General features: G+C 65.2%; 23 protein-coding genes. 12 read left to right on the top strand and 11 right to left on the bottom strand.

Annotated elements, in window-relative coordinates:
- Positions 1–284 precede the first annotated feature (284 nt).
- Together tcuC and FAS41_RS14740 are read left to right on the top strand one after the other, a co-directional pair.
- A complete protein-coding gene (tcuC, locus tag FAS41_RS14745) occupies positions 285–1,574 on the top strand; it encodes an MFS transporter (RefSeq protein WP_138523439.1) in 1,290 nt (429 codons plus the stop codon).
- Between the two features lie 124 nt (positions 1,575–1,698).
- Positions 1,699–2,250 carry a GNAT family N-acetyltransferase gene (locus FAS41_RS14740; protein WP_138523437.1) on the top strand — a complete coding sequence of 184 codons (552 nt, stop codon included), beginning with the start codon at positions 1,699–1,701 and terminating at the stop codon, positions 2,248–2,250.
- A gap of 25 nt (positions 2,251–2,275) precedes the next feature.
- Here FAS41_RS14740 and FAS41_RS14735 read toward each other — a convergent pair whose 3' ends face one another.
- A complete protein-coding gene (locus tag FAS41_RS14735) occupies positions 2,276–3,649 on the bottom strand; it encodes a M16 family metallopeptidase (protein ID WP_138523435.1) in 1,374 nt (457 codons plus the stop codon).
- Between the two features lie 206 nt (positions 3,650–3,855).
- Between FAS41_RS14735 and FAS41_RS14730 the strand changes: the two genes are divergently transcribed.
- Complete coding sequence (locus tag FAS41_RS14730) at positions 3,856–4,812, top strand: NAD-dependent epimerase/dehydratase family protein (protein WP_138523433.1); 957 nt, start codon at positions 3,856–3,858, stop codon at positions 4,810–4,812.
- A gap of 69 nt (positions 4,813–4,881) precedes the next feature.
- Here the strand turns inward: FAS41_RS14730 and FAS41_RS14725 are convergent, their stop codons facing one another.
- Together FAS41_RS14725 and FAS41_RS14720 are read right to left on the bottom strand one after the other, a co-directional pair.
- Positions 4,882–5,916, bottom strand: a complete 1,035-nt coding sequence (locus FAS41_RS14725) for an AraC family transcriptional regulator (RefSeq protein WP_138523431.1) — start codon at positions 5,914–5,916, stop codon at positions 4,882–4,884.
- Between the two features lie 99 nt (positions 5,917–6,015).
- Positions 6,016–7,740 (bottom strand): Na/Pi cotransporter family protein, encoded by a 1,725-nt coding sequence (locus FAS41_RS14720; protein ID WP_138523429.1) that lies wholly within the window; start codon positions 7,738–7,740, stop codon positions 6,016–6,018.
- A gap of 355 nt (positions 7,741–8,095) precedes the next feature.
- On the opposite strand from FAS41_RS14720, the gene FAS41_RS14715 reads away from it, so the two are divergent.
- Both FAS41_RS14715 and FAS41_RS14710 read left to right on the top strand, forming a co-directional pair.
- Positions 8,096–9,403 (top strand): PQQ-dependent sugar dehydrogenase, encoded by a 1,308-nt coding sequence (locus tag FAS41_RS14715; RefSeq protein ID WP_138523427.1) that lies wholly within the window; start codon positions 8,096–8,098, stop codon positions 9,401–9,403.
- A gap of 17 nt (positions 9,404–9,420) precedes the next feature.
- Positions 9,421–9,894: an LEA/WHy family protein gene (locus FAS41_RS14710; protein ID WP_138523425.1), complete on the top strand. Its 474-nt coding sequence runs from the start codon at positions 9,421–9,423 to the stop codon at positions 9,892–9,894.
- A 101-nt stretch (positions 9,895–9,995) separates the two neighbouring features.
- On the opposite strand, the gene FAS41_RS14705 is transcribed toward FAS41_RS14710, so the two are convergent.
- From FAS41_RS14705 to FAS41_RS14680, 6 genes are all read right to left on the bottom strand, one after another.
- Entirely contained in the window at positions 9,996–10,757 is a 762-nt protein-coding gene (locus tag FAS41_RS14705; RefSeq protein ID WP_138523423.1) for a TerC family protein, read from the bottom strand.
- A 17-nt stretch (positions 10,758–10,774) separates the two neighbouring features.
- Entirely contained in the window at positions 10,775–12,079 is a 1,305-nt protein-coding gene (locus FAS41_RS14700) for a CitMHS family transporter (protein WP_138523421.1), read from the bottom strand.
- Positions 12,080–12,490: 411 nt separating this feature from the next.
- Positions 12,491–13,027: a hypothetical protein gene (locus tag FAS41_RS14695; RefSeq protein WP_218939114.1), complete on the bottom strand. Its 537-nt coding sequence runs from the start codon at positions 13,025–13,027 to the stop codon at positions 12,491–12,493.
- 56 nt (positions 13,028–13,083) lie between these two features.
- Positions 13,084–13,218, bottom strand: a complete 135-nt coding sequence (locus tag FAS41_RS31450) for a DUF2388 domain-containing protein (RefSeq protein ID WP_138523419.1) — start codon at positions 13,216–13,218, stop codon at positions 13,084–13,086.
- Between the two features lie 70 nt (positions 13,219–13,288).
- Complete coding sequence (locus tag FAS41_RS14685) at positions 13,289–14,263, bottom strand: AEC family transporter (protein WP_171049488.1); 975 nt, start codon at positions 14,261–14,263, stop codon at positions 13,289–13,291.
- A 79-nt stretch (positions 14,264–14,342) separates the two neighbouring features.
- Complete coding sequence (locus FAS41_RS14680) at positions 14,343–16,742, bottom strand: carbohydrate-binding family V/XII (protein WP_138523415.1); 2,400 nt, start codon at positions 16,740–16,742, stop codon at positions 14,343–14,345.
- A 317-nt stretch (positions 16,743–17,059) separates the two neighbouring features.
- On the opposite strand from FAS41_RS14680, the gene FAS41_RS14670 reads away from it, so the two are divergent.
- The 4 genes from FAS41_RS14670 to FAS41_RS14655 all read left to right on the top strand — a co-directional run bounded on the left by FAS41_RS14670 (position 17,060) and on the right by FAS41_RS14655 (position 21,585).
- Positions 17,060–18,034, top strand: coding sequence for an ABC transporter substrate-binding protein (locus FAS41_RS14670; RefSeq protein WP_138523411.1), 975 nt, complete (start codon positions 17,060–17,062; stop codon positions 18,032–18,034).
- 58 nt (positions 18,035–18,092) lie between these two features.
- A complete protein-coding gene (locus FAS41_RS14665; RefSeq protein WP_024764976.1) occupies positions 18,093–18,899 on the top strand; it encodes an ABC transporter permease in 807 nt (268 codons plus the stop codon).
- Positions 18,887–19,720, top strand: a complete 834-nt coding sequence (locus FAS41_RS14660; RefSeq protein ID WP_138523409.1) for an ABC transporter ATP-binding protein — start codon at positions 18,887–18,889, stop codon at positions 19,718–19,720. The genes FAS41_RS14665 and FAS41_RS14660 overlap by 13 nt, the downstream gene beginning before the upstream one ends.
- Before the next feature lie 236 nt (positions 19,721–19,956).
- Entirely contained in the window at positions 19,957–21,585 is a 1,629-nt protein-coding gene (locus tag FAS41_RS14655; protein ID WP_138523407.1) for a GMC family oxidoreductase, read from the top strand.
- Positions 21,586–21,837: 252 nt separating this feature from the next.
- On the opposite strand, the gene FAS41_RS14650 is transcribed toward FAS41_RS14655, so the two are convergent.
- Complete coding sequence (locus tag FAS41_RS14650) at positions 21,838–22,308, bottom strand: nuclear transport factor 2 family protein (RefSeq protein ID WP_138523405.1); 471 nt, start codon at positions 22,306–22,308, stop codon at positions 21,838–21,840.
- A gap of 216 nt (positions 22,309–22,524) precedes the next feature.
- On the bottom strand, positions 22,525–23,523 hold the full coding sequence (locus tag FAS41_RS14645) for a GlxA family transcriptional regulator (protein ID WP_138523403.1): 999 nt from the start codon (positions 23,521–23,523) through the stop codon (positions 22,525–22,527).
- Between the two features lie 222 nt (positions 23,524–23,745).
- Between FAS41_RS14645 and FAS41_RS14640 the strand changes: the two genes are divergently transcribed.
- From FAS41_RS14640 to FAS41_RS14630, 3 genes are all read left to right on the top strand, one after another.
- The gene (locus FAS41_RS14640) at positions 23,746–24,684 is read left to right on the top strand and encodes a choline ABC transporter substrate-binding protein (RefSeq protein ID WP_138523401.1); all 939 of its coding nucleotides are present in this window, start codon (positions 23,746–23,748) and stop codon (positions 24,682–24,684) included.
- A gap of 73 nt (positions 24,685–24,757) precedes the next feature.
- Positions 24,758–25,642 carry a 3-dehydrocarnitine:acetyl-CoA trimethylamine transferase CdhC gene (cdhC, locus tag FAS41_RS14635; protein ID WP_138523399.1) on the top strand — a complete coding sequence of 295 codons (885 nt, stop codon included), beginning with the start codon at positions 24,758–24,760 and terminating at the stop codon, positions 25,640–25,642.
- Between the two features lie 142 nt (positions 25,643–25,784).
- Positions 25,785–26,750 carry an L-carnitine dehydrogenase gene (locus FAS41_RS14630; RefSeq protein ID WP_138523397.1) on the top strand — a complete coding sequence of 322 codons (966 nt, stop codon included), beginning with the start codon at positions 25,785–25,787 and terminating at the stop codon, positions 26,748–26,750.
- Positions 26,751–26,827: the final 77 nt, after the last annotated feature.

Here is a 26,827-nt window from a genome sequence, read left to right as displayed (position 1 = left end):
ATTTATCCAGGGTGTCAAATATGTTGCATATAAATTTCTATATATTTATATGAATGAGAGGTTGATCGCTAAACTCGGTCTTCCGACGAACGGTTACGAAGCTTTCGCCAAGCTTTCAATTCCAGTAAATATGGGCCTTTCAGCCATTTTCTGATTGTCGAGTCGACGTCTTTACACATAGGGTTACAAATAAATCACCCATCCAGGGCCTGCCTGCCGCGGATGGGGATCATCGATTTCCCTTCTGGGAAGTCCCCCGTGTAACAGCCCTGAGTGATGTTCTTATGGCCTCGAACAACTCCAAAGCCAAAGCCGTCTTCCGTGTGGTGAGTGGCAATTTCCTCGAGATGTATGACTTCATGGTGTATGGCTTCTATGCCACCGCCATTGCCAAGACCTTCTTCCCCGGTGATGACCCCTTCGCCTCCCTGATGCTGTCGCTGGCGACCTTCGGTGCCGGCTTCCTGATGCGCCCGCTCGGCGCCATCTTCCTCGGTGCCTACATCGACCGCCACGGCCGCCGCCAGGGACTGATCATCACCCTCGGCCTGATGGCCATGGGCACTCTGCTGATCGCCTTCGTCCCGGGCTACGCCACGCTCGGTGTGGCAGCGCCGTTGCTGGTGTTGTTCGGGCGCCTGCTGCAGGGCTTCTCCGCGGGTGTGGAACTGGGTGGCGTGTCGGTGTACCTGGCGGAGATCGCCACTCCCGGCAAACGCGGCTTCTTCGTCAGCTGGCAGTCGGCGAGCCAACAGGTCGCGGTGGTCTTCGCCGGCCTGCTGGGCGTGATCCTCAACCACTGGCTGAGTCCGCAGGACATGGGCGAGTGGGGTTGGCGCGTGCCCTTCTTCGTCGGCTGCCTGATCGTCCCGGCGCTGTTCATCATCCGCCGCTCGCTGGAAGAGACTCCCGAATTCCAGCAGCGCAAGCATCGCCCGACCCTCGGCCAGGTGCTGCGCTCCATTGGCCAGAATTTCGGCCTGGTACTGGCCGGTACCGCCATGGTGGTGATGACTACGGTGTCCTTCTACCTGATCACCGCCTACACGCCGACCTTCGGCAAGAACGAGCTGCACTTGTCGGACTTCGACAGCCTGCTGGTAACCATGTGCGTGGGCCTGTCCAACTTCATCTGGCTGCCGTTGATGGGCGCGGTGTCCGACCGCATCGGGCGCAAGCCGCTGCTGCTGGCCGCCACCGTGCTGGCGCTGGTCACCGCCTATCCAATGCTGTCCTGGCTGGTGGCCGAGCCGAGCTTCGCGCGCCTGCTGGAAGTGGAGCTGTGGCTGTCCTTCCTCTATGGCAGTTACAACGGCGCGATGGTCGTTGCGCTCACCGAGATCATGCCGGCGGACGTGCGCACCACCGGGTTCTCCCTGGCCTACAGCCTGGCGACCGCGACGTTCGGCGGCTTCACCCCGGCGGTTTGCACCTGGCTTATCCACACCCTGGACAACAAGGCCGCGCCGGGCATCTGGCTCAGCGGCGCAGCAGCCCTCGGCCTGCTCGCTACCCTGGTGCTGTTCCGCAAGGGCGCGCGGACGAGAGAGGGGGCGCTGGTCGCTGGGGCCTGAGGCGCTCTGCGACGTTCTGCCCCAGCACGGTTCCGGGTGGCATTGACTTAGGTCAGGCCTGCCCGGGGCCGGCAGGAGAAGGATAGGGTCAACCCAATCCCTCTTCGCCAGCGGAGAACGCGTCATGATCACCCACACCACCGCCGAGCTCGCAGCCCTCGGGGCTGTAGGCGCCGATCACTGGATAGAAACCCTCGAGGATGGCAGCCATGTGCTGATCCGTCCGTTGCGCGCCGAAGACCGCGAGCGCGAACGCCTGTTCCTCGAGCGCCTGTCCCCCATGACCCGCAAGTTCCGCTTCCATGGCGAAGTGAAGATCGATGACAGGCTGCTCGACCGCCTCATGGACGTCGACTACCAGACCACCATGGCCTTCATCGCTCTGACCCATGTGGATGGCGAACTGCGCGAAGTCGGCATCAGCCGTTACGCAGCTGTGGATAAGCAGCAGTGCGAATGCGCGGTGACCGTCGCCGACGACTTCAAGCAACTGGGTCTCGGTCTTGCGCTGATGCGCCACCTGATCGACGTGGCCAAGCGCAATGGCTTCCACCAGATGTACTCGATCGATTCGTCCATGGACCGCGACATGCGTGACATGGCCCGCGAGCTGGGCTTCCGCGCCCAGATCGACCCGGACGATTCCTGCCAGGTCATCCGCCGCCTCGCGCTCTGAAGCCTGAAGGTGTTCCGACGGAGCTTCAGCTCCGTCGGCGCCACAGCGCCAGCCCCAGCAGCCCCGCCAGCAATAACGCGCCCAGAGCCGCCAGCGGATAGACCATGTCGTCATCCAGTAGCGGCTTCTCGATGCGCAGATACCCCTCGTCCTTGAACAGTTGCTTCGCCACTTCGTTGGCGTGGGCCAGGTTGACCTTCGCCAGGCGCTTGTCCTCGTCGGGGAACTTGCCGTCGTCGAAGTCCGCCAGCGCGCCCCAGTAGTAATCCGCCAGGGTCGAATTACCCGGCGTGCTCCAGGCCAGTTGCGCACGCGCCACGCGCTGGATGCGGGCAAAGCGCTGCGGGTCCAGGCCTTCGTGACGAATCTTCTCCACCAGTTCCCTCAGGGCCTGTTGCGCCTCCTTCTGTTCATCCCGCTCGACATTCGCGTTCAGGCTCATGAAGCCCTGGTTGGCCCAGGCAGTGCGTTCGCTCCAGGGGCCGTAGGACAGCTCTCGGCGTACTCGCAGCTCGGTGTAGAGTGCGTCGTTCAGGTAGGCCTGCAGCAGGTCCAGCGTGGCGCCATCGGCATCCTCGGGCTCCGGGAATATCCAGTGCAGTACCGCGCTTTCGCCGAACAACCCGGTGGTCAGGTTGCGCTGGCGCTCCGCGGTGTTCTTCATCTGCGGCAGGTCGCGGCGTTCCGGGGTGTCGTGATCGACCAGGGCGCCATAAGTGCGGCCCAGGTAGACCGGCAGGCGCGGATCGAGGTCGCCGACGATGATCAGGGTCATATTGCCGGGGACGTACCAGTCCTTGCGTAGCTGCTCCAACTGCGCCTGGGTGAGGTTGTCCACAGGTGCGCGCTCATCGCAGGACAGCCCCAGTTCAACCGCCAACTGCTCCTGTCCGGCGCGGCTGACGTTCTGGTGGTCCAGCCAGCGTTGCAGGTGCGAGTAATGGCCCCCGTCCTCGCGTACCAGGACTTGCTTGGCGGAGTCGATCTTGCGCTGGTCGAGTTGGGTGCGGGTGATGATTTCCAGTAGCAGGTCCAGCACCTGACGCTGGGTGGCGGCGGGGGATTCGACCACGAAAGCGGTGTCGCCTTCGCTGGTGTACGCGTTCCACTGACCGCCCAGGGCCTGCATGCGCGCTTCCAGGTCAGCTTCGTCGCCGCCGTCCAGGCCGCTGAAGAACAGGTGTTCCATCAGGTGCGGAAGCTGGCGGTCGCGGCAGCTGAAATCGCTGAAGCCGACGCCGACGATCAGGCGGATCGACACGTGCCCCTTCTCGCGGGTGGGCTTGAACAGCACGCCCATGCCGTTCGCCAGCTGGTAGGCCTCGACCGTCTGTCGCTGGTCGGCATGGGACCAGGCGCTGAGCAGCAGGGACAACAGGGGGACGAACAACCAACGCATGAGCGGTGTGCCTGAACGCAAAGCCGTGAGGATAACGGATTGACCGGCACGAACCCACCGCGTTCAACCTTGGTCGGGTGGCATCTTTGGTCACGGGGCTGGCTTGTGTGGTCACTGTCGGTGCTGGCGCAGTGGAACTACGCTCCATTCATCACCCCGATCAACGGACCCGTCGTTCGCTCCATGCCGAGCGATCTGGAGGCCACATGCGTGTCCTGATCACCGGCGCGGCGGGATTTCTCGGTCAGAGCCTGCTCAACGAGCTTGCCGTCCAGCACCTGGACTGGACGCTCATCGCCGCCGATATGCAACGGATCAAGTCCCAGGGCCTGCGGCCGAACATCGAACCGGTGACGCTGGACCTGAGCGTGGCCGCCAATACGCGGGCCTGTGTGGAGCACTGGAAGCCCGATGCGATCGTGCACCTGGCCGCAGTCGTGAATCCGCCACGGGAGATGACGCCACAGAAGCGCCACGCCATCGAAGTCGGCGGTACCCGCGCACTGCTCGAAGCAGCGCGGGACACTGGCGTCCAGCAACTGATAGTGACCAGTTCCGGCGCCGCCTACGGGTTCCACCGCGACAATGCCGAATGGATCGACGAATCGCACCCGCTGCGTGGCCATCCACATCTGCTCCACGCTCGCTGCAAGCAGGAAATCGAGCAGCTGCTGGCCAATGCTCGGGAGCGTTATCCACAGCTCAAGCAACTTATTCTGCGGCCCGGCACCATCCTTGGCCGACGTGTGCATAACCCGCTGGCCGAACTTTTCGCCCGCCCCACACTGATGGGGGTATTAGGGCACCGTAGCCGCTTCGTATTCATCTGGGACCAGGACGTCGTGAACGTGATTCGCCAGGGACTGGAGCGCGGTAGCGAGGGCATCTACAACCTCGCCGGCGATGGCGCATTGTCCATGCGCGAGATCGCCGGCCTGCTCAACAAACCCTACCGGCCCATGCCGGCAAGCCTGATGCGCGTAGGGTTGGGGCTGCTCAAGCCGCTCGGATTGTCGCGTTTCGGACCCGAGCAGGTGGACTACCTGCGCTACCGGCCGGTGCTGGACAATCGCCGGCTGAAGGAAGAATTCGGCTATGAGCCGCGTTATTCCAGCCGCGAGGCGTTCCTGGCCTACCTTGCCGCGCGGGGCCCGCACGGCTGATTCCAACACTGTGGAAATCCTGTAGACAAGTCTGTTGAAAAGCCTGTGATAGGCTCCTGGCAGTGCCCGTCAGTTCTCGGACTGGCGCCGCCGTTGGCGATACTCGCCCGGTGTCAGTCCTGTCCAGTGCCGGAAGGCGCGGAAGAATACGCTGGGCTCGGAATAACCGAGCAGGGCGGCGATGTCCGTGGCTGGCAGGTTGCCTTCCCCCAGGTAGCGTTCTGCCAGTTGCCGGCGAGTATCGGCCAGCAACTGTTGATAACTACTGCCTTCCTCCGCCAACCGGCGCTGTAGTGTGCGTTCGCTCAGGCCCAGTTCACTGGCCACGGCGGCGCGCCCGGGTTCGCCACGGGTCAGCTGCTCGCCGAGCAGGGCGACGACCCGGCCGCTGATGCTGGCGCTGGGCAGCCGGGCGAGCAATCCTTCTGCGTGCTGGCGCAGCAGGTCGCGCAGCGGTGGGTTGGCCTGTGGCAGCGGAGCGTCGATAAGCGCCCGGGGTAGACCCAGGGCGTAGTCCGGCGCGTCGAATTGCAGCGGGCAGTCGAAGGTCTTTTCGTAGTCCGCGAGGCTTTCCGGCTGGCGGTGCATGAAGCGGCAACCGGCCAGCTGCAGTCCGCTGAGCAGGGCCTTGAGCTGGCGTGCCCAGAAACCCAGCAGCGCCAGCGCACGGGCGCGGGTGGCGGGCCGCTCGGGGTTCAGCGGTCGGTAGGCCACCCAGATGACCTCGGCTTGTGCCTCGATGGCGACCTGGCCGCCTTCGCCGACCAGGCGCTGGTAGCGCATGGCCGATTCGAGAGCGTCGCCCATCGTGGTGCTCGACTGCAGCAGGTAACCCAGCGCGCTGAAGGATGCCGGCGACAGAGCACGGCCCATGGCCAGGCCGGGTTCGTCATGCTTGAGGTCGGTCTGGATCACCTGCCACATCCGCTCCTGCAGCGCGAAGTCGATGCGCGCGTCCGGGTCGCTGAGCTGGGATTCCTGAATGCCGCTGGCAGCGAGCAGCGCGTCGCGGTTCAGACCGAGACGCACAGCCGCCAGCAGGATGGCCTGGGTCAGGCTGGCGCTGACCGAGGGGGGGCGTTGGGATTGAGTGCATGCTTCCATGGCGGCGGATTCTGCCCGAACCCTGGGCGTCGTGATATCAGGACTTTGTAGGGCCTGAGCGAACGTTCTGATGGAACCGTCGCTCAGGCCCTTCGGCCATCAACCCGTCGCGCTGGAGCCGGGCGAAGCCGGCCGCTGGTGATCCCGTACCGCCTCGACTTCGCGCTCGACGAAGTCCTCGTCTTCCACAGGCTCACCGATTGCCGAACCGCTGGCATCCGGGTTGTCCAGAACAGCATAGGCGATGGCGCAGAACAACGAGTTCAAGCGCTTCATGTCGCTGATCAGATCCAGGTGCAGCGAGCTGGTCTCGATGCTCTGCACCACCTGCTGGCGCAGGCGGTCGACGTGGGAGTGGGCGAACCGCCGCTCCTGCAGGCGGAAGCGCTGCTTGGCGCGGCGCAAGCGCTTGGCGCCTTCCTGATCGCCGTTGAGGAACACCGAGAGGGACAGGCGCAGGTTGGCCACCAGCTGGCCGTGGAGCACGGTGATCTCTTCCAGGCCATTGTCGGAGAAGGAACGGCTGCGCGATGTCTTCTTGTCCTGCACGGCGCCGAGCATGTGTTCGATGATGTCGCCGGCCTGCTCGAGGTTGATCGCCAGCTCGATGATCTCCGCCCAGCGGCGGCTGTCGGCTTCGCTCAGGTCCTCGCGGGGCATCCGCGCCAGGTACAGTTTGATCGCTGTGTAGAGCGCGTCGACGTCGTCATCCTGCTTGCGGATCTCCTTGCCCAGTAGCGGATCGCCGCTGTGGATAACCTGCATCAGGTTATTCAGCATCTGCTCGACGATATCGCCCATGCGCAGGGTTTCGCGCACCGCGTTGACCAGCGCCAGGCTGGGTGTGTCCAGCGCCGCCGGGTCGAGGTGTCGCGGCCGCACTATGTCTTCGGGCGAATGGCGGTCTGGCATGACGCGGGTGCAGAAGGCTGCCATCTGCCCGGTCAGCGGCAGGCAGGCGAGGCAACGGGTGGTGTTGTAGAGCACGTGGAACGCAATCACCAATTCGGCGGTACTGAACTGCCAGTGGTCGATCCAGTCGGCCAGCGGGCCCACCAGCGGCAGCACCAGGGCACAGCCGGCAACCTTGAACAGCAGGCTGCCCAGTGCCACGCGGCGGCCGGCGGCGTTCTGCGAGGAAGCGCTGATCATCGCCAGGATGCCGCTGCCCAGGTTTGCACCAATGACCAGGCATAGCGCCACCTTCAGCGAGATCACCTTGGAGGCCGCCAGCGTCGCGGTGAGCAGCACGGCGGCCAGGCTGGAGTAGGAAATCATCGCGAACAGCGCGCCGGTGAGGGCGTCCAGCATCACGTCGCCGGTGAGGCTGGAGAACAGCACCTTCACGCCTTTGGCCTGGGTCATCGGCTCGGCGGCGGCGACGATCAGCTGCAGCGCGAGGATGATCAGCCCCAGGCCGATGAATACCCGGCCGAGCTGGCCCAGGCGCGACTTCTGCCGGCCCAGGAAGAAGATCACCCCGAAGAAGATCAGCAGCGGTGACAGCCAGGACAGGTCCAGGGTCAGTACTCGCGCCATCAGCGCCGTTCCGACGTCCGCGCCAAGCATGATCGCGAGCGCCGGCGCCAGGGCCATCAGCCCGGTGGCAACGAAGGACGTCGCCAGAAGCGCCGTGGCGTTGCTGCTCTGCACCAGGGCGGTGACACCGATGCCGGCGGCGAAGGCCAGCGGGCGTTTTTCCACGCTGCGGCTGAGGATTTTTCGCAGGTTACTGCCGTAGACCCTGAGGATACCGGTGCGGACGATGTGTGTGCCCCACACCAACAGGGCTACGGCAGAGAGCAGATCGAGCAGTTTGAGCATGTCGGGCCCCCTTGCACGCAAACGGGTCCGTGGGCGGAGCGTCCGTCGACGGACCCTGTAACGACCTCGCCCGCGGCTCCGTACAGACAGCGCGGAGGGCCGAGAAGGACACGGCAGCATTCAGGCGATTGTCACAAGACTGTCATGGTAGACCCTCGTTCTTCCCTGAGGGTTCGCCAAATCTCTGATTTGCCGGGATTCCTGTCTGTGAGTAAAGCCGATCAACAGCGGTCGCGAGAGCCTTCGCATCGGTTATTTCGCACGGAATCGCAGGCGGATATGTCTAGACTGCCGAACCATTCGCTGAAAGAAGCGGTCACCGACATAAATGCATCACAGGCCGAGGAGAAGTCGTATGCGTGGGTCGTTCCCCCTCCTGATTGCACTGGCGGTCGCCGGTTGCGGTGACAAGTCGGCGCTGCCGTTCACTGTCGGCACCGGGCCGCAGCCACAGCTGCCGGAACCCCAGAGCAGCGTTCTGCCCACCGTCAACATTGCCACCGCCACTGGCTGGCCTGCGGGGCAGATGCCGCGCCCGGCCGAAGGCCTGGAAGTGCAGCGCTTCGCCGACCAGCTAGAACATCCGCGCTGGCTCTACGTACTGCCCAACGGCGATGTGCTGGTGGCGGAAAGCTCGGCACCGCCGAAGGAGGAATCCGGCGGACTGAAGGACTGGGTCGCCGGCAAGGTCATGGCCAAGGCAGGGGCGTCGGTGCCCAGCGCCAACCGCATCACCCTGCTGCGCGATGCCGACGGTGATGGCGTGCCGGAGCAGCGCAGCGTGCTGCTCGAAGGCTTGTTCTCGCCCTTCGGCATGGCCCTTGTGGATAACTGGTTGTACGTCGCCAATGCCGACGCGGTGGTGCGCTTCCCGTACAAGGTCGGTGAAACGACCATCAGTGCACCGGCGGAAAAGGTCGTCGATCTGCCGGGTGGCCCGATCAACCATCACTGGACCAAGAACATCCTTGCCAGCCCCGATGGCCGCTACCTCTACGCCACGGTCGGGTCGAACAGCAATGTCGGCGAAAACGGCTTGGATGCCGAGAAGAGTCGCGCGGCGATCCTGCAGATCGATCTCTCCAACCGCAGTGTGCGCGTCTTCGCCTCCGGCCTGCGCAATCCCAACGGTCTGGACTGGGAGCCGAACACGGGCGCGCTGTGGACAGCCGTGAACGAGCGGGACGAACTGGGCAATGACCTGGTGCCCGATTACATGACCTCGGTGAAGGATGGTGGCTTCTACGGTTGGCCCTGGAGCTACTTTGGCCAGCATGTGGATAAACGCGTCGAGCCGGCGCGTCCGGAGATGGTGGAGAAGGCGCTGGTGCCCGATTACGCCCTCGGTTCGCACACCGCCTCGCTGGGCCTTGCCTTCTATCAGGGCAGCCTGCTGCCGGAGCGCTATCGTGGCGGAGTGTTCATCGGCCAGCACGGCTCGTGGAACCGCAAGCCGCGCAGCGGCTACCAGGTGGTGTTCATCCCCTTCGGCGGCGGCAAGCCCAATGGCCAGCCAGTGACGGTGCTCGACGGCTTCGTCAACGACCAGGACGAAGCCATGGGCCGGCCGGTCGGTGTCGCTGTGGATAAGTTCGGCGGCCTGCTGGTGGCCGACGATGTGGGTAACACCGTGTGGCGCCTGCGCCCGGCTACCCTGAAGTGAATCGACGAGGAGAAGCCATGGCCCTGGCCCGCCGCATCACCCTGATAGCCCTGTTGCTGGCGCTTGGCGCCTGCAGCAGCCTGTTCGGCACACGCGACCCGCTGCGCATTGATCTGGTCGGCCTGGAGCCTGCGACCGGGCAGGGCATGGAGGCGCGTTTCACGGTCAAACTGCGGGTGCAGAATCCCAATGATCAGGCCATCGACTACAACGGCATCGCCCTGGACCTGTCGGTGAACGGCCAGCCGCTGGCCAGCGGAGTGAGCGACGCCAGCGGGCAGGTGCCGCGTTTTGGCGAAAAAGTGATCAGTGTTCCGGTGAGCATCTCGGCGTTCTCCGCCTTCCGCCAGGCCTGGGGTCTGTCGGGGGGCCCGCCGCGCCAGGGTATGCCCTACGAGATCAACGGCAAGCTGGCGGGTGGTCTGTTCGGCACGGTGCGCTTCAGCGACAAGGGCGTGCTGAACTGGCCGGAGCCGGTCGCACGGCCTTGAAACCGATCAATGGTGAATAAAAAGGGCTGTGAATAAAAAGCCGGGCAGTGAAAGCCCGGCTTTTGTTTTTCCACAGTGCGCCTGTGGGTAGCGCTTGTGGACTATTGGCCCGGAATGTCCTTGCGCAGTTTTACCGGGTCCGCGTCCTTCTTCCCACGTGCGGTGCGCATGCGGATGTTCAGCGCTTCCACCGCCAGCGAGAAGGCCATGGCGAAGTAGACATAGCCCTTGGGCACGTGGACTTCGAAGGCTTCGGCGATGAGCACGGTGCCGACCACGATGAGGAAGGACAGCGCAAGCATCTTCAGCGACGGGTGCTGGTCGATGAAGTCGCTGATGGCGCCGGCCGCCAGCATCATCACCATGACCGCGACGACGATGGCCGCGACCATCACCGGCACGTTGGAGACCATGCCCACGGCGGTGATCACCGAGTCCAGCGAGAACACGATGTCGATGATGGCGATCTGGATGATGGTGCCGATGAAGCCGCCCATCACGCTCTTGGGTTCGCCCTCGGTTTCGTCCTCGCCTTCCAGGCCATGGAAGATCTCGGTACTGCTTTTCCACAGGAGGAACAGGCCACCGAAGAACAGGATCAGGTCGCGCCCGGAGATGCCCTGGCCGAACACGTGGAACAGGTCGGCGGTCAGGCGCATGACCCAGGTGATCGAGAGCAGCAGCAGGATGCGCGTGACCATCGCCAGCGCCAGCCCGAAGAAGCGCGTGCGCGGTTGCATGTGCTTGGGCATGCGGCCGACCAGGATGGAAATCATGATGATGTTGTCGATACCCAGGACGATCTCCAGGGCAGTCAGGGTGAAGAACGCAATCCAGATTTCAGGGCTGGTCAGCCATTCCATTTACTTGGGTCTCGAGGTCAGTCGTTGAAGAGGGGGAACAGGCCCAGCAGCAGCGCGGCGGCGAGGATCGCCAGGCACACCAGCACGGCCCACTTGAGGGTGAAGCGCTGGTGGTCGCCGAAATCCACCTTGGCCAGGCCCACCAGCAGGTAGGTGGAGGGCACCAGCGGGCTGAGCAGGTGCACCGGTTGGCCGACGATGGAGGCGCGGGCCATTTCCACCGGCGTGATGCCGTACTGCGCGGCGGCCTGGGAGAGTACCGGGAGCACGCCGTAGTAGAAAGCATCATTCGACATGAAGAAGGTGAACGGCATGCTCACCAGCGCAGTGATGGTCGCCAGGTACGGTCCCAGCGCCGGCGGGATCACCGCCAGCAGGCTCTTGGACATGGCTTCGACCATCCCCGTTCCCGAGAGAATTCCGGTGAACACCCCGGCGGCGAAGATCAGCGAAACCACCGCGAGGACGTTCTCGGCGTGGGCGCCGATACGCTTCTTCTGCTCCAGGATGCAGGGGTAATTCACGATCATCGCGATACCGAAGGCGATCATGAAGAGAACCGGCATCGGCAGAAGTCCGGCGATCAGGGTGCCCATCAGGATCACGGTGAGCACGGCGTTGAACCACAGCAGCTTCGGTCGGCGCGCCTCAGGGAACTGCGAGACGCTGACCTCTGCCATGGCCTCGTGGTCGGTGGGCAAGTGCAGCTCACCCAGGCGTGCGCGCTCGCGTTTGCCGTAGACCCAGGCCAGGCCGAAGATCGCCGCGATGCCGGCGAGCATGGCCGGGATCATCGGCACGAAGATGTCTGCCGGGTCCACATGCAGCGCACTGGCCGCGCGGGCTGTGGGGCCGCCCCAGGGCGTCATGTTCAGCACTCCACTGGAGAGCATGATCAGGCAGGCCATCAACAGCGGACTCATGCCCAGGCGGCTGTACAGCGGCAGTACGGCGGCCACGCAGATCATGTAGGTGGTCGAGCCGTCACCGTCCAGCGAGACGATCATCGCCAGCGCGGCGGTGCCCATCGACACCTTCAGCGGGTCGCCCTTCACCAGCCTGAGGATGCGCCGCACCGCCGGGTCGAAGAGCCCGGAGTCGATCATGATGGCGAAGTAGAGGATGGCGAACATCAGCATCACGCCGGTCGGCGCCAGGGTGCGGATGCCGTCCAGCATCATCGGCCCCAGCCCCTTGGCGAAGCCGCCGAGCAGGGCGAAGGCGATCGGGACCAGGATCAGCGCGATCAGCGCCGACAGACGCTTGGTCATGATCAGGAACATGAAGGTCGCCACCATGGCGAAGGCGAGGAAAGTCAGCATGGGGATAACTCCGGGTCGGCGCGGGGGATTCAGCAGCGGCTGTGGATAAGCACGCGTGGTGCGGACGGAGTCGGGGCGGGTAGAGACAGGAAGCGGGGCATGAGCGATCACCGATTGTTGTTTTTGTACGCTGCGCGAACGCAGGTCCGGCCGGGAGGACCGAGGCGGCGATGCTAGGGGGTCAAGCTTTCAGCAGGCTTTCGGCAGGATTTCCGCTGATCGACGGGACTTTGCTGGAGAAGCAAGCTTGCTCGCGAACGGATGACAGGGTCATGTGGGTAAGTCGTGAAGCCCAGGCCAGTGGTGTGAATAACCGTCCTCCGATCATCGCCGGGCTGGCAGCAGGGGTGCATTGCAGGATGGTGTGGAGCGCAGCGATACCCATCGATGCGACACCGGGGGGACCCGGGCTCAGCGACGCTGGAAAGCCTTGGCTGGCGGCTGCCAGTCCATCAGGTCGTTCTCCCTCGCGGTGGCGTTGGCCTTGAGCCAGGCGCTCATGCTGTTGCCAGTTGCCTTGCCGTAGAGCCTGTGGGAGTAGATCACCCCCGTACCCGTGCCGTTCTCCAGCTTGAGGCGGGTGAACACCGCTTCGATGAAGCTCGGTTGCGGGAACACGGCCGCAATGAAGTAGACCGCAGGCTGGCTGCCCCGGGCGGGGCTGGCGTCGACCTTGAGGATGATCGCGCCCCGCTGCTGGTAGTTGTCCAGTACAGCGTTGGCCACCGCCGCCATCTGCTCGGCGTTCCTGGCCGCCTCATAGCGGTGCAGGGTGACCATGTCCTGCCACTTCGCCAGGTCCTCCTGGCCTTGTGGCGTGAATTCATGCTGATCCTCCTGGGACCAGCGATGGAAGTAGTCGCTACCGGCAAAGGTAAATTCCTTCGTCACGCTCGCGGCCCACGACAGAGGAGCGACCAGAGCCAGCAGGATCAGCCATCTACGCACGGTGTTGCCTCGTCGTGGGAGAAAAACGCTGGCGTCGGGTCAGTTGATCGACCACATCAGGATCGCCTGTACCCATTGTGGATCACTGTATTGGCGATGGGGGACTGCTGGCGTGATTGCCTGAGCGCCGCTTCCAGGCAGGGGCCATTGATCTCGCCATTGCTGGCCGCGCTGCCCGTGGCATCAGTCATCTGAGAAAGGCGGTGGCAGTCCTGAGTGCATTGCCGGTATTCAAGGACCGGACGGTGGTTATGCGGACGATCACCCGAGCATCTGGATGAGGCCCATCACCAGCAGCAGGCTGGCGCCGGCCAGCAGCGTCTGCAGGGTGATGATCCCGGCCATCAGCCCGCTCTCGCCGCCCAGTTGGCGGGTCAACACATAGGCGGTCGGAGCTGTGGGTAAAGCGAAGAACAGCACCAGCAGCGCGCTTTCCAGCGCCGGCAGGGCCAGCAGGCGGGCGATGGCGAAGGCCAATAGCGGCATGGCCAGCAGGCGGACCGCACAGTTCCAGCCCAGCGCCGACACTTCCGCACGCAATTCCTGTGGCTGCAGTGCCGCGCCCACGCAGAGCAGGCCCAGTGGCAGGCTGGCCACGGCCAGCAGGTTGAACAGCCGGTCCGTGCCGCCCGGCAGGCCGATACCCGTCACGTTGAGCAGGGCGCCGGCCACGCAGGCAAGGATCAGCGGATTCTTCACGATGGGCAGCAGCAGCGAGCGCAGGCTGATGCCGCGCTCGGCGGTCAGTGCCCATACCGACATCACGTTCACCGTCGGTACCATCAGTGCCAGCATTAGCGCGGCCAAGGTCAGCCCCGGCTTGCCGTAAAGGCTACCGACCGCGGCGAGTCCGAGGTAGGTGTTGAAGCGCAGTACGCCCTGGGCTATGGCGCCGAAGCGCGCGGCGTTCCAGCCTCGCAGGCGCTTGACGAGCAACAGGGCGATCCAGGCGATGCCCAGGCCCAGCATCACCGCCAGCGCCTGGCGGGCGAGGCCGGGGTCGTTCAGCGGGGCGCTGGCCAAGCTGCTGGCGAGCAGAGCGGGGAACAGGATGAAGTAGTTGAGTCGCTCTGCCGCCGGCCAGAAGGCGTCACCGGGAAAGCCTTTGCGGCGCAGCACGAAGCCGCCGACGATCAGCGCGAACAACGGCCAGAGGGCCTGGAACAGAGCGGTCACGGCAACCCCGCGATGGTGGTGGGAGCGGGCATCTTGCCGAGGGCGTGCGGGGAAGGGCAAGGCGTGTGGATAAGTTTATTGCCCGACTTGCAGCGGTTTTCCACAACGACCAGCGCTGTGGAAAACCTTGTCCACAGCGTCAGCGGCGGAAGCCGCCTCCGCCGAAGTGACCACCGCCGAAATGACCGCCGCCGAAGCCGCCGCCACCCCACTGACGCTGGGTCTCGCCGAAGCGCTGCTGACCTGTCTGGCGCGATTGCCACTGCTGGTCGAGTTGGCTGCGCATTTCGCTGCGGTCCTGCTGCACCGGTTGCCAGCCATTGTCAGTGTGCTGCTGCCAACCCCCATCCTGGGTGTGCTGGTAGACGTTGCCGTCGTGTCCGGCGTAGACGTCGCCGTTCTTCCAGGCCACGGCGTTCCCGGTGCGGCGGTTGTAGCTGACACCCTGGTTGTTGTGGTCGTAGCTGCCGCGACCATCATCCACGTCGCCGGAGACACCGCGCTCGGCGATGGTGGTGCGACCGGTCTGGGCGTTGTGCTGGATGCCTTGCTGGCCCGCCTTGAAGTCACCGCTGTCCGTGTTGTACGCCACGCCGCTGCGCCCAGCTCCAGACATGCCGGTGGACGGATTGGCGTAGGCGCCACGCCGACCGGCCACTCCCTGGTCGGTATAGGGGTTGAACGCCGCTCCCTGGCTGCCGGCGAACCGGGCGCCGGTGCGCGGGTTGTAGCCGGCGGCGGAGCTGCCTTGCCATTGCGTGCCGGTCCAGCCGTTGTAGCCATAGGCGTGGGTGACGGTGCCCTGACCCCAGCGCCCGTAGAAGTTGGCCTGGTTGATGTTGGTGTAGCTCCAGCCTCCGGCCGGGTAAGGGCCCCAGTACGGACCCCAGTAGGGTTCCGGCGAGCCCCACCAGGCTCCGGCGGCATAGCCGAAGGCGAAACCGGTCAGCGCGCCCACCGCAAAGCCCGCTCCGTAGCCGTAGGTCGGTGGATAACCATAGTAAACGGTGCTGCTGACGTAGGCGGGATAGGTGTAGCCGGTGCCGTAGACCACTGTGCCGTCGCTGTTGACCACCACACCCAGGTAGCCCGGCGTGTAGCCGACCACGACGGTTTGCGGGGTGACCGAGTAGATGTGCACGTAGGTCACGTAGTAGACCGGCGAGCTGGGCGGGATGCCGTAGATCGCCGCCGGTACTTCGGTCGCTACCTGCCAGGGGCCGGTGGCGCTGGGGGCGACGAACCAGACGCCGTTGCTCACGGCGAAGAACTGATTGGCCGCGACCTCGATCACGGGTGTCGGCGTGTTCACCGCGTAGTTGAGGGCAGTGCCGGAAATGGGTTGGAAGCTCGGTGCGCCGTCGTAGTTCACCTTCAGCGTCGCCTTGCTGCGCGAGACGCTGGCGGTCTGCGGGATGCTCGCGGCAATGGCGGCCTCCTTGGCTTGCGGTGTGCCGGGGACCGAAACCAGTACGTTGGCCTTCGGGTCCTTGGCCGAGATCTTCGCGAAGTCGGCGGGCAGGTCCTTGCCCGGCACGTAGGTCCATGGGCCTTTCTCGCCGGGGCCGCTGAACCAGCGGCCGGACAACAGCACGTACCAGGTGTTGTGGGTCGGGTCGACGAACACCGCGTGGTCGGCGTTCTGCATCGTCAGCAGGCTGACGCCGTCCACGGGCTGCATCTGCGCGGTACCGTCGCTGACGATGAGCTCGGTGGGCTGTGTCGCGACCAGCACCGCCGGCGCCTTCGCCGGCTGCTTGCCATCCTTGGGCAGCAGCGCGTCCACCGGCCCGGCTTTCTGCGCCAGTTGCTGCGCGCTGACCAGTGCCTTCGGCGGCTGGCTCAGCACCAGCCAGCTGCCGTCCAGCGCCTGGGACGTGTACCAGTTGCCGGCGGCGTTCAGGTAGTGATTGCCCTGGGCGTCGCGCAGGAGCAGCACACGGCTGTTGATAACCCGCTCGAAGTCGCTGCCCGTCAGGGCTTGCCACTGTGGTTGGCCATCGATCATCACCAGCACGGTTGGGGTGCTGGCGAAGAGGATCTGTGGCGCATCGTTCTTCACTTCGACGTGGCGCAGCTTGTCCAACTGCTGGTTCACCGCGTAGCTGGCCTGCAACTGGTCGAGGGAGACCGTCAGGCCATCCTTGGGCAAGCGCGCCACCAGGGCATCGCGCACCTTGCCGGCGCTGTCCGGGGCGGTGGGAACTTCGACCTTGTCGATGCGCAGGTCGGTGAGCTGCACCAGGCCACTGGCCTTGTCGATGGCCGCCGCAGCGGAGAACTGCGCCACGCCATAGGTGGGAGCGTCCTTCGCGGCGCCGACGGCGATGGCCGCACGGCCGCTCATGCGAGTGCCGTCCCAGTCCTCGATCTGCGGCTGGAAGATCTGCACATGCTGTTCACCCAGGGCGAAATCACGGGGCCAGGTCAATTGGGCGGCGGTGGCGGGCGGTTGGACGTCGGCGGCCTGTGGGTAAGTCGGTAGCAGCGACAGCCCGATGGCGAGTGCCAGGGCAGACAGGGTGGGGCGTAGAGCCATGATGGGACCTTCCTGGAAGAGAGCTGCGATCAACGATAGTGCAGCCGGAAGGGCCTCGCGCGTGTTCGAGTTCTCTCTTGCGCCATGCTGGTGCACTTTCGCCCGCAAGGCAGCTTTTTCTTATGGCGCAACGACATATTTAATAATTTTCCGAGCCTCCCGCTTCGGCCACCATCGGTCTGTCAGACATGTCGCGAGACAAAGCCTTCAGGCGCTGAGCCATAGAGCTCGATGCCGCGCATGTCCCGGTTTTACCGGCCTCCTGGCCACTGCCGCAGTAAATCAACAACAAAGCCAAACGGCTGTGGGAGTGCTTCATGATCAAGTCCTTGCTCGTGCGTTCCATCGCGTGTTCTGCCCTGGCTCTCGCCGCCGTTTCCGGCGCGCAGGCCGGCACCCTGTCCATCGGCCACACCACCTGGGTCGGCTACGGCACCCTCTACCTCGCCCGTGACCTGGGCTACTTCAAGGAACAGGGCCTGGACCTGCAGCTGACCACCATCGAGGAAGCCTCGATGTACATGGCAGCCCAGGCTTCCGGCCAGCTCTCCGGCTCCGCTTCCACCATCGACGAAATCCTCAAGTACCGGCCCAAGTTCTGCTTCAAGGCGGTGGCTGCGCTGGACGACAGCCATGGCGGCGACGGCGTGCTGGTAGGCAAGGACGTCACCAGCCTGGCGCAGCTCAAGGGCCAGGAGGTGGCGGTGAACGAAGGCTCCGTCTCGCAGTTCTGGCTGGCCTACCTGCTCAAGCACGCTGGCATGAACATGAGCGACATCAAGGTGCAGAACATGACCGCCGATGACGCGGCCAGCGCCTTCATTGCCGGCCGTGTACCCGCCGCCGTGACCTGGGAGCCGCACCTCTCCCTGGTACGCGAAAAACAGCAGGGCAAGGTGCTGGTGGACAGCTCCACTACCCCCGGCGTGATCGTCGACGTGGTCGCCCTCAACTGTGACGTCATCGAGAAGCAGCCCGAGGACGTGAAGGCCCTGGTGAAAGGCCTGTACAAGGCCGTGCAGTACACCAAGGAGCACCCGGACGAGGCCTACGCGATCATGGCCAAGGGCGTCGGCGGCTACCTCTCCGATCCCAAGGCCCTGGCCGAAGCCGCCAAGGGCGTTCGCTTCTACGACAAGGCCATGAGCGAGCAGCTCATCGGTACCCCCGGAAAGCCCGGCGACATCAAAGGTCTGATCCGTCTCGCCAACGAGACCTGGAGCGGCCTGCAGGGCAAGCGCCTGGAAGTCAGCTACGACGACCTGGTCGATCCGCGCTTCGTTTCCGAGTAACCGTCTCACTCTATGTCCCCGCGGGCGGCCTGGCGCCGCTCGCCTGGAGGAATCCGCGATGCCTCGTCGTTCGCAATCCTGGCTCAGCCGTTGCCTGACGCCCAAGGTCGACCTGCCGTTGAAACTGGTCTGGTCCGCCGGCACCTTGTGCTGGCTGCTCGTGTTCGGCCTGTGGGCCGGGCTTTCCTACGGCGGTGTGGTGCCGGCGATGTTCCTGCCCACCCCGGACGCGGTGCTCGCGGCCGGCGTGCGCCTGGCCAGTGACGGCACCCTCGCTACCCACGTGATGGCCAGCGTCAAGGTGGTGATGATCGGCTTCATCATCTCCTCGCTGGTGGCGGTGCCGCTGGGGCTGCTGATGGGCAGCTTCCGCATCGTCCAGGCCTTCCTCGAACCGCTGGTGAACTTCATCCGCTACCTGCCGGTGACCTCCTTTGTACCGCTGTTCATCCTGTGGATTGGTATCGGCCTGGAACAGCGCGTCACCGTGATCATCTTCGGCGTGTTCTTCCAGCAACTGGTGATGATCGCCGACGTCTCCCGCGGCGTCGCCAAGGACCTGGTCAACGCGTCCTACACCCTGGGTTGCAACCGCCGCGACGTGGTCCTCCACGTACTCGGCCCGGCCTCGCTGCCCGGCGTACTCGACACCCTGCGCGTGACCATGGGCTGGGCCTGGACCTACCTGGTGGTTGCCGAGCTGGTAGCCGCCTCCAGCGGCCTGGGCTACATCAGCCTCAAGGCCATGCGCGGCTTCCAGGTCGACGTGATCTTCCTGGCGATCGCCATCATCGGCCTGCTGGGCCTGATCACCGACCAACTGTTCCGATTCATCCGACTGAAGGTGGCGTCATGGGCGCAGTAGCGATCAAGCAGGAAGAACCAGCCGTGACCGGTCAGCAACCCGGTACTCCGCCCCGCCTGCGGGTGGAGAACGTCAGCCTGCGCTACCGCACGCCTGAGGGCGGCACCTTCAGCGCGCTGGAGAACGTCTCCTTCGAGGTGCCGGACCAGCAGTTCGCCGTCATCGTCGGCCCCTCCGGCTGCGGCAAGTCGAGCCTGCTCTACCTCACCGCCGGCCTGGCCGAACCCACCGAAGGCGACATCTACGTCGGCGGCCAGCTGGTCGACGGCCCCGGCGCCGATCGCGGCATGGTGTTCCAGAGCTACACCCTGTTCCCCTGGCTCACCGTGCGGCAGAACGTCGAATTCGGCCTCAAGCGCCGCGGCATGCCGGCGGCCGAGCGCCGTGAGATCGTCGATTACTACCTCGACGAAGTCGGCCTGCGCCGCTTCGAGAACAACTATCCCAAGCAGCTCTCCGGCGGAATGATGCAGCGCGTGGCGATCGCTCGCGCGCTGGCCAACGACCCGCAGATCCTGCTGATGGACGAGCCCTTCGGCGCCCTCGACAGCCAGACCCGCATGCAGATGCAGCAATTGCTGCTGCGCGTATGGGACCACAGCAAGAAGACCGTGGTGTTCGTCACCCACGACATCGACGAGGCCATCCTGCTGGGCGACCGCGTCTACGTCATGGGCGCGCGCCCGGGGCGCATCAAACGCATCCTCGACGTGCCCATCGAGCGCCCGCGCTCGCTGGACATGGTCATGGACCGCCAGTTCATCGAGATGAAGCGCGAAATCCTCGGGCTGCTCCACGACGACCTGGAAGAAGCGCACTGAAAGCCTGACACCGCCCAGCCCTCCCCTGAGCAGAGGGGCCTGCGGAGCGCGGCTACTGCTGTAGTCAGCCGGCGAGCGCGGTGCTTTTTGTAGGAGCTAGCTTGCTCGCGAACCGCCCAACGCTGAACCTGCCGGTGAGTTTGTTCGCGAGCAAGCTCGCTCCTACAGGTTGGGTGTTGCGGCGGGGTGTGAGCTTGCCCCTCAACCCTTCACGCCACACTCCAAAGGGAGCCCCCATGTCCCACTCCAACGACTCCACCTACGACTACCTCATCGTTGGCGCTGGCTCCGCCGGTTGCGTACTGGCCAACCGCCTGAGCGCCGACCCGGCCGTGCGCGTCTGCCTGCTGGAAGCCGGTGGCAGCGACGCCAGCCCGCGCGTGCAGACCCCGGCCGGCACCATCACGCTGTACAAGAGCAAGGTGTTCAGCTGGAACTTCTACTCCGCGCCGCAGCAGCGCCTGAACAACCGCTCGCTGCATTGCCCGCGTGGCAAGGCCCTGGGCGGCTCCAGCTCGATGAACAGCATGATCTACATCCGCGGCCACGCCTCCGACTACGACCGCTGGGAAGCCGAAGGCTGCCCCGGCTGGGGCTGGAAGGACGTGCTGCCGTTCTTCAAGAAATCCGAACGCAACCTGCTCGGCCAGGACCCGGCGCTGCACGGCACCCTCGGTGAGCTGGTGGTGGACAAGCCGCGCGATCCCAACCCGCTGTCGCACCTGTTCATCAAGGCTGCCGGGCACCTTGGCCTGCGCCGCAACGATGACTTCAACGGCCGCGAATTCGAGGGCGTGGGCATCTACAACGTGACCCAGAAGGACGCCAAGCGCCTGAGCAGCTACCGCGCCTTCGTCGCGCCGTTGCAGCGCCCCAACCTCACCGTACTGACCGACCGCCAGGTCGGCCGCCTGCTGCTCGAAGGCGAGCGCGTCACCGGCCTCGAACTGCGCAGCGGCGAACGCCTGCTGGCGCGCCGCGAGGTGATCCTCACCGCCGGCGCCCTCGGCTCGCCGCAGATCCTGCTGGCTTCCGGCATCGGCCCGGCTGCCGAGCTGAAGGCCGCCGGCATCCCGGTGAAACACGACCTGCCGGGCGTGGGCAAGAACCTCCAGGACCATCTCGATGGCTTGGTCACCGTGCGCTCGCCGAGCCCGCTGAGCCTGGGCTTCTCCCTCGGCTCGCTGCCGCAGATCCTGCTCTCGCCGTTCAAGTACCTGCTGGCGAAGAAGGGCTGGCTGACCACCAACTACGTCGAGGCCGGTGGCTTCGCGCGTACGCCGTTGGCCGATTCGCTGGCCGACGTGCAGTTCCACTTCGTGCCCGGCTATCGCAGCCACCGTGGCCGCCTGTTCGAGTGGGGCCATGGCTATGCCGTGCACACGTGCGTACTGCGTCCGAAAAGCATCGGCGAACTGCGTGTGAAGCCGGGTGGCGACATCGAGATCGACTACAACTTCCTCGCCAACGAGGAGGATGGCCGCGTGCTGGTGGAGGGTGTCAAGCTGGCGCGCAAGATCCTTGCCCAGCCGGAATTCGACAGTATCCGTGGTGCCGAGATGCTCCCCGGCCCGCAGGTACAGACCGATGAGCAACTGCTGGAGCACCTGCGCGAATACGCCGCCACCGTGTTCCACCCGGTGGGCACCTGCAAGATGGGTGAAGACTCGCTGGCAGTGGTCGACCTGCGCCTGCGCGTGCACGGCCTGAAGGGCCTGCGCGTAGTGGACGCGTCGATCATGCCGACACTGATCAGCGGCAACACCAACGCGCCCTGCATCATGCTCGGCGAGCGCGCGGCGGCGATGATCCTGGAGGACAGCCGCGAGCATGCAGCGGCTCCCGCCCACGCCGTGCCAGCCTGATAGCGAAGTCGTAGGGCGAATAACCTGGAACAGGTTATCCGCCGGCTCTTTGCGGCGGATAACGCTGGCGCGTTATGCGCCCTACGGCTCTTCGTAGGAGCAATCTCGCTCCCACAGCCACCGGGAAACTCATTCGTAGGATGGGTGGAGCTTGCGATACCCATCAACGGCCCAACCGGCAATCGATGGGTATCGCTTCGCTCCACGCCATCCTACGGTGTGCCACAGGCGTACTCCTGTGGATATCTGCCCCTACAGGCCCAGGTCGCTGAGCGACGGATGATCGTCCGGCCGGCGCCCCTGCGGCCAATGGAACAGGCGCTCGTCCGCGCTGATCGGCAGGTCGTTGATGCTGGCGTGGCGCTCGAACATCAGGCCGTTCTCGTCGAACGCCCAGTTCTCATTGCCGTAGGAGCGGAACCAGTTGCCCGAGTCGTCGTGCCATTCGTAGGCGAAGCGCACGGCGATGCGGTTGTCGGTGAAAGCCCAGAGCTCCTTGATCAGTCGGTACTGCTGCTCGCGCACCCACTTGGCGGTGAGGAACTGGACGATCTGCTCGCGGCCCTGGACGAAGGTCGCGCGGTTGCGCCAGCGGCTGTCCGGCGTATAGGCCAGTGAGACACGGTGGGGATCGCGGCTGTTCCAGCCGTCCTCGGCGAGACGGACTTTCTGAATGGCGGTGTCGCGGGTGAAGGGCGGCAGAGGGGGGCGGGCTTCGCTCATGGTGGTCTCCTGGATTCGCGGGTGAGGAACCTGATGCCCATCCTCCACCCGGCCGGCGGATGGGTAAATGACGGTGATCCCACAGATATTGCCAAGTGCTCCTGAGAACGCTCCTGCTGCCGGTGTTACGCCGATCCCTCCCCCTGAAGGGAGAGGGGACCGTTCGGTGCAGGATGAAACCTGGGTGTCAGCCGGCTGGGACTACTCCCTCTCCCTTCAGGGAGAGGGCTGGGGAGAGGGGCTCTTGGCCACAGCTCCAGAATTGCCCGCCACCTTGCGCAACCCCACCCGATCCTGGCTCGGACATACGCCGAACTTCGCCCGATAGCTGCGCGACAGATACGAGGGCGTCTCGAAGCCGCAGGCCACGCCGATCTCCAGCACGCTCATGTCGGTCTGACGCAGCAGTTGCCGGGCCTTGGCCAGGCGTAGGCCGAGGTAGAAGTTCGATGGCGTGTCGTTCAGGTGCAGGCGGAACAGCCGTTCGAGCTGGCGCCGGGTCACCTGGATGCGCTCGGCCAGCTCCAGCGTGGTCAGCGGCGGCTCGGTATGCCGCTCCATCTCGCCGATCACCTGCACCAGCTTGCGGTTGGAAACGCCATAGCGACTGGCGACCTGCAGGCGCTGGTGATCCTGGCGGGTGCGGATGCGCCCGACCACGAATTGCTCCGATACCTGCACCGCCAGTTCCGGCCCGTGGGCCTGGGCGATCAGGTCGAGCATCAGGTCGATGGACGCGGTGCCGCCGGCGGAGGTGATGCGCGGTCCGTCGATCTCGAAGAGTTCCTGGGTCGCCTGCACCTGTGGATAAGTCTCCCGGAAGGCGTCCAGCGCCTCCCAGTGCACTGTGCAGCGCTGGCGCTGCAGCAGGCCGGCCTCGGCCAGCACGAAGCTGCCGGTGTCGATGCCGCCCAGGGTCACGCCGTCGCGGTCCAGGCGCTTGAGCCAGTGCAGCAGTGCCGGGGTGCAGGCGCGCAGCGGTTCGAAGCCGGCCACCACGAGCAGCGTGTCGCCTTCGCGCAAGGCCTCCAGGCCGCTGTCGGCGTTCATTGACATGCCGTTGCTGGCCAGCACCGGCCCGCCGTCCAGGCTCATCAGGTGCCAGCGGTACAGCTCGCCGCGAAAGCGGTTGGCTACCCGCAGCGGCTCCACCGCGGAGACGAAGCCCATCACGGAAAAACCGGGCAATAGCAGGAACCAGAAGTCTTGGGACATGGCGGGTACCGTGCGATGGGAGGGCGGCGTCGTGGCAGCCTGCCCTTGCTTATGAACCATGGATGTCGCCCTGGCAATCGGGGAGGTCGCTGCTGTGCAAGAGCTGGTCGCCGCTGTGCGATTCTCCGGGGCAGCGCCTGCGTAATTTGTTCTTCAGCCCCCGTGAGGGCCATGACCTACAAAAACGATAACCAACGCCGCAAAGGCCTTGAGGGAGAAGTCATGAAGCTATCGATCCAAGCGCTCGGCTGTGCCGCGCTGATGCTCGTCGCCAGTACCAGCTGGGCCGCCGAGCCCGCCCAGTGCCAGAACGTGCGTATGGGCACGGTGAACTGGACCGACGTCGTGGCCAGCAGCGCCGTGGCCGAAGCCGTGCTCGACGGCCTGGGCTACAAGGTCAAGCAGACCAGCGCCTCGCAGCAGATCATCCTCGCCGGCATGGCCGACAAGCAGCTCGACGTCTTCCTCGGCTACTGGCAGCCCACCATGCAGCCGGTGGCCAAACCCTACCTCGACAAGCAGCAGATCGACGTCATCACCCCGCCGACCCTGCCCGACGCGCAGTCCACCTACGCCGTGCCGACCTACGTCTACGACGGCGGTCTGAAGACCTTCGCCGACATCGCCAAGTTCAAGGACAAGCTGGGCAACAAGATCTACCTGATCGAGCCCGGCAGCGGCTCCAACCGCATCACCGCGAAGATGATCGCCGACGACAAGTTCGGCCTGAAGGGCTTCCAGATCGTCGAGTCCAGCGAGGCCGGCATGCTCACCGCGGTCAAGCGCGCCATCAAGCGCAAGCAGTGGGTGGTGTTCTTCGGCTGGAAGCCGCACCCGATGAACCTGCAGATCGACATGAAGTACCTCACCGGCAGCGACGACGTGTTCGGCCCCGACGAAGGCTCCGCCACTGTCTCCATCATGACCGCCGGCGGCTACCAGGTGCAGTGCGGCAACGTCGCCAAGCTGCTGCACAACCTCAAGTTCAGCAGCGAGCAGGTCAGCCAGGTGATGGTGCCGATCCTCGACCGCAGCCAGCCGGTGGACGCCGCCAAGGCCTGGCTGAAACAGAACCCCGAGCCGCTCAAGGCCTGGCTTGACGGCGTGACCACCTTTGATGGCAAGGACGGCCTCGCCGCCGTCCAGGCTTCGCTCAAGTAACCCTCTCCCAGCAACTCCCTGCGCGTCGCCCGGCGCGCAGTGGGTTCGTTCGACCCGAAGAAGGACTGCCACCGTGAATTACGAAGTCATTGTCACCTGCGCGGTGACCGGCGCCGGCGACACCGTCGGCAAGCACCCGGCCATTCCCGTCACCCCCAAGGAAATCGCCGCCGCCGCCATCGAGGCTGCCAAGGCCGGCGCCACCGTCGCCCACTGCCACGTCCGCGACCCGCAGACCGGCAAGCCCAGCCGCGACGTGAAGCTCTACCGCGAAGTGGTCGAGCGCATCCGCGAGAGCGACACCGACGTCATCATCAACCTCACCGCCGGCATGGGCGGCGACCTGCAGATCGGCGAGGGTGAACAGCCGCTGGAGTTCGGCGCCGGCACCGACCTGGTCGGCCCCCTGGAGCGCCTGAAGCACGTCGAGGAACTGCTGCCGGAAATCTGCACCCTGGACTGCGGCACCCTGAACTTCGGCGACGGCGACTTCATCTACGTCTCCACCCCCGCCCAGCTGCGCGCTGGCGCCAAGCGCATCACCGAGCTGGGTGTGAAGGCCGAGCTGGAGATCTTCGACACCGGCCACCTCTGGTTCGCCAAACAGATGCTCAAGGAAGGCCTGCTGGAAGACCCGCTGATCCAGATCTGCCTGGGCATCCCGTGGGGCGCCCCGGCGGACACCACCACCATGAAGGCCATGGCCGACAACATCCCCGACGGCTTGACCTGGGCCGGCTTCGGCATCGGCCGCTCGCAGATGCCCATGGTCGCCCAGGCGATGCTGCTGGGCGGCAACGTGCGGGTCGGCCTGGAAGACAACATCTGGCTCGACCGCGGCGTGCATGCCACGAACGGCCAACTGGTCGAACGCGCCATTGAGATCATCGAGCGCCTGGGCGGCCGTGCCCTGACCCCGGTCGAGGGGCGCAGGAAGATGAACCTCAAGCCGCGCTGATTCCACCGTACGAACTGACCGCCACGCCCTTCGTAGGAGCGAGCTTGCTCGCGAACAGAGTCAACCGGCCGCTCAAGAGCTGGGCGGGTTCGCGAGAAAGCTCGCTCCTACAGGTAATCCCCCATTCCTGCTGGAGCCATCCATGTCCTTCATTACCCAAATCAAAACCTTTGCCGCCCTCGGCAGCGGCGTCATCGGCAGCGGCTGGGTCGCCCGCGCCCTGGCCCATGGCCTCGACGTCGTGGCCTGGGACCCGGCACCCGGCGCCGAAGCCGCGCTGCGCGCGCGCATCGCCAACGCCTGGCCGGCGCTGGAAAAGGCCGGCCTCGCCCCTGGCGCTGCGCAGGATCGCCTGCGCTTCGTCGCCACCATCGAGGAGTGCGTGCGTGATGCCGACTTCATCCAGGAAAGCGCCCCCGAGCGCCTGGATCTGAAATGCGAACTGCACGCCAAGATCAGCGCCGCCGCCAAGCCCAACGCCCTGATCGGCTCCAGCACCTCGGGCCTGCTGCCCAGCGAGTTCTACGCCGACGCCACGCACCCCGAGCGCTGCGTGGTCGGACACCCGTTCAATCCGGTGTACCTGCTGCCGCTGGTGGAAGTGGTGGGCGGTGCGAAGACCGCGCCCGAAGCCGTGCAGGCCGCCATCCAGGTCTACGAATCCCTCGGCATGCGGCCGCTGCACGTGCGCAAGGAAGTCCCCGGCTTCATCGCCGACCGCCTGCTCGAAGCGCTCTGGCGCGAGGCGCTGCACCTGATCAACGACGGCATCGCCAGCACCGGTGAGATCGACGATGCGATCCGCTTCGGCGCCGGCCTGCGCTGGTCCTTCATGGGCACCTTCCTCACCTACACCCTGGCCGGCGGCAATGCCGGGATGCGCCACTTCATGGCCCAGTTCGGCCCGGCGTTGCAATTGCCCTGGACCTACCTGCCCGCCCCGGAGCTGACCGAGACCCTGATCGACCGCGTGGTGGAAGGCACGAGCGAACAGCAAGGCTCACGCAGCATCGCCGAGCTGGAACGCTACCGCGACGATTGCCTGCTGGCAGTGCTCGGTGCCATCAAGGAAACCAAGTCGAAACACGGCTTCGCCTTCGCCGACTAACCTCACGGTTCACCACCTGCTCCGAACCACCCCCTCTCCCCCTGGGAGAGGGTTGGGGTGAGGGCATCACGGACGCG

It is taken from the genome of Pseudomonas nicosulfuronedens (assembly GCF_005877905.1).
Taxonomy (GTDB): domain Bacteria; phylum Pseudomonadota; class Gammaproteobacteria; order Pseudomonadales; family Pseudomonadaceae; genus Pseudomonas; species Pseudomonas nicosulfuronedens.
Note: the sequence above shows the minus strand (reverse complement) of the source record. Positions and strands in the feature narration are given on the sequence as shown.

Coding starts and splice junctions, on each gene's coding strand:
- FAS41_RS14665 (WP_024764976.1), top strand. CDS start 18,093: ATGCCTCGTCGTTCGCAATCCTGGCTCAGCCGTTGCCTGACGCCCAAG.
- FAS41_RS14650 (WP_138523405.1), bottom strand. CDS start 22,308: ATGAGCGAAGCCCGCCCCCCTCTGCCGCCCTTCACCCGCGACACCGCC.
- FAS41_RS14715 (WP_138523427.1), top strand. CDS start 8,096: ATGCGTGGGTCGTTCCCCCTCCTGATTGCACTGGCGGTCGCCGGTTGC.
- FAS41_RS14680 (WP_138523415.1), bottom strand. CDS start 16,742: ATGGCTCTACGCCCCACCCTGTCTGCCCTGGCACTCGCCATCGGGCTG.
- FAS41_RS14640 (WP_138523401.1), top strand. CDS start 23,746: ATGAAGCTATCGATCCAAGCGCTCGGCTGTGCCGCGCTGATGCTCGTC.
- FAS41_RS14735 (WP_138523435.1), bottom strand. CDS start 3,649: ATGCGTTGGTTGTTCGTCCCCCTGTTGTCCCTGCTGCTCAGCGCCTGG.
- FAS41_RS14730 (WP_138523433.1), top strand. CDS start 3,856: ATGCGTGTCCTGATCACCGGCGCGGCGGGATTTCTCGGTCAGAGCCTG.
- FAS41_RS14660 (WP_138523409.1), top strand. CDS start 18,887: ATGGGCGCAGTAGCGATCAAGCAGGAAGAACCAGCCGTGACCGGTCAG.
- FAS41_RS14720 (WP_138523429.1), bottom strand. CDS start 7,740: ATGCTCAAACTGCTCGATCTGCTCTCTGCCGTAGCCCTGTTGGTGTGG.
- FAS41_RS14700 (WP_138523421.1), bottom strand. CDS start 12,079: ATGCTGACTTTCCTCGCCTTCGCCATGGTGGCGACCTTCATGTTCCTG.
- FAS41_RS14630 (WP_138523397.1), top strand. CDS start 25,785: ATGTCCTTCATTACCCAAATCAAAACCTTTGCCGCCCTCGGCAGCGGC.
- FAS41_RS14645 (WP_138523403.1), bottom strand. CDS start 23,523: ATGTCCCAAGACTTCTGGTTCCTGCTATTGCCCGGTTTTTCCGTGATG.
- FAS41_RS14725 (WP_138523431.1), bottom strand. CDS start 5,916: ATGGAAGCATGCACTCAATCCCAACGCCCCCCCTCGGTCAGCGCCAGC.
- FAS41_RS14670 (WP_138523411.1), top strand. CDS start 17,060: ATGATCAAGTCCTTGCTCGTGCGTTCCATCGCGTGTTCTGCCCTGGCT.
- FAS41_RS14705 (WP_138523423.1), bottom strand. CDS start 10,757: ATGGAATGGCTGACCAGCCCTGAAATCTGGATTGCGTTCTTCACCCTG.
- FAS41_RS14740 (WP_138523437.1), top strand. CDS start 1,699: ATGATCACCCACACCACCGCCGAGCTCGCAGCCCTCGGGGCTGTAGGC.
- FAS41_RS14655 (WP_138523407.1), top strand. CDS start 19,957: ATGTCCCACTCCAACGACTCCACCTACGACTACCTCATCGTTGGCGCT.
- FAS41_RS14710 (WP_138523425.1), top strand. CDS start 9,421: ATGGCCCTGGCCCGCCGCATCACCCTGATAGCCCTGTTGCTGGCGCTT.
- tcuC (WP_138523439.1), top strand. CDS start 285: ATGGCCTCGAACAACTCCAAAGCCAAAGCCGTCTTCCGTGTGGTGAGT.
- FAS41_RS31450 (WP_138523419.1), bottom strand. CDS start 13,218: ATGACTGATGCCACGGGCAGCGCGGCCAGCAATGGCGAGATCAATGGC.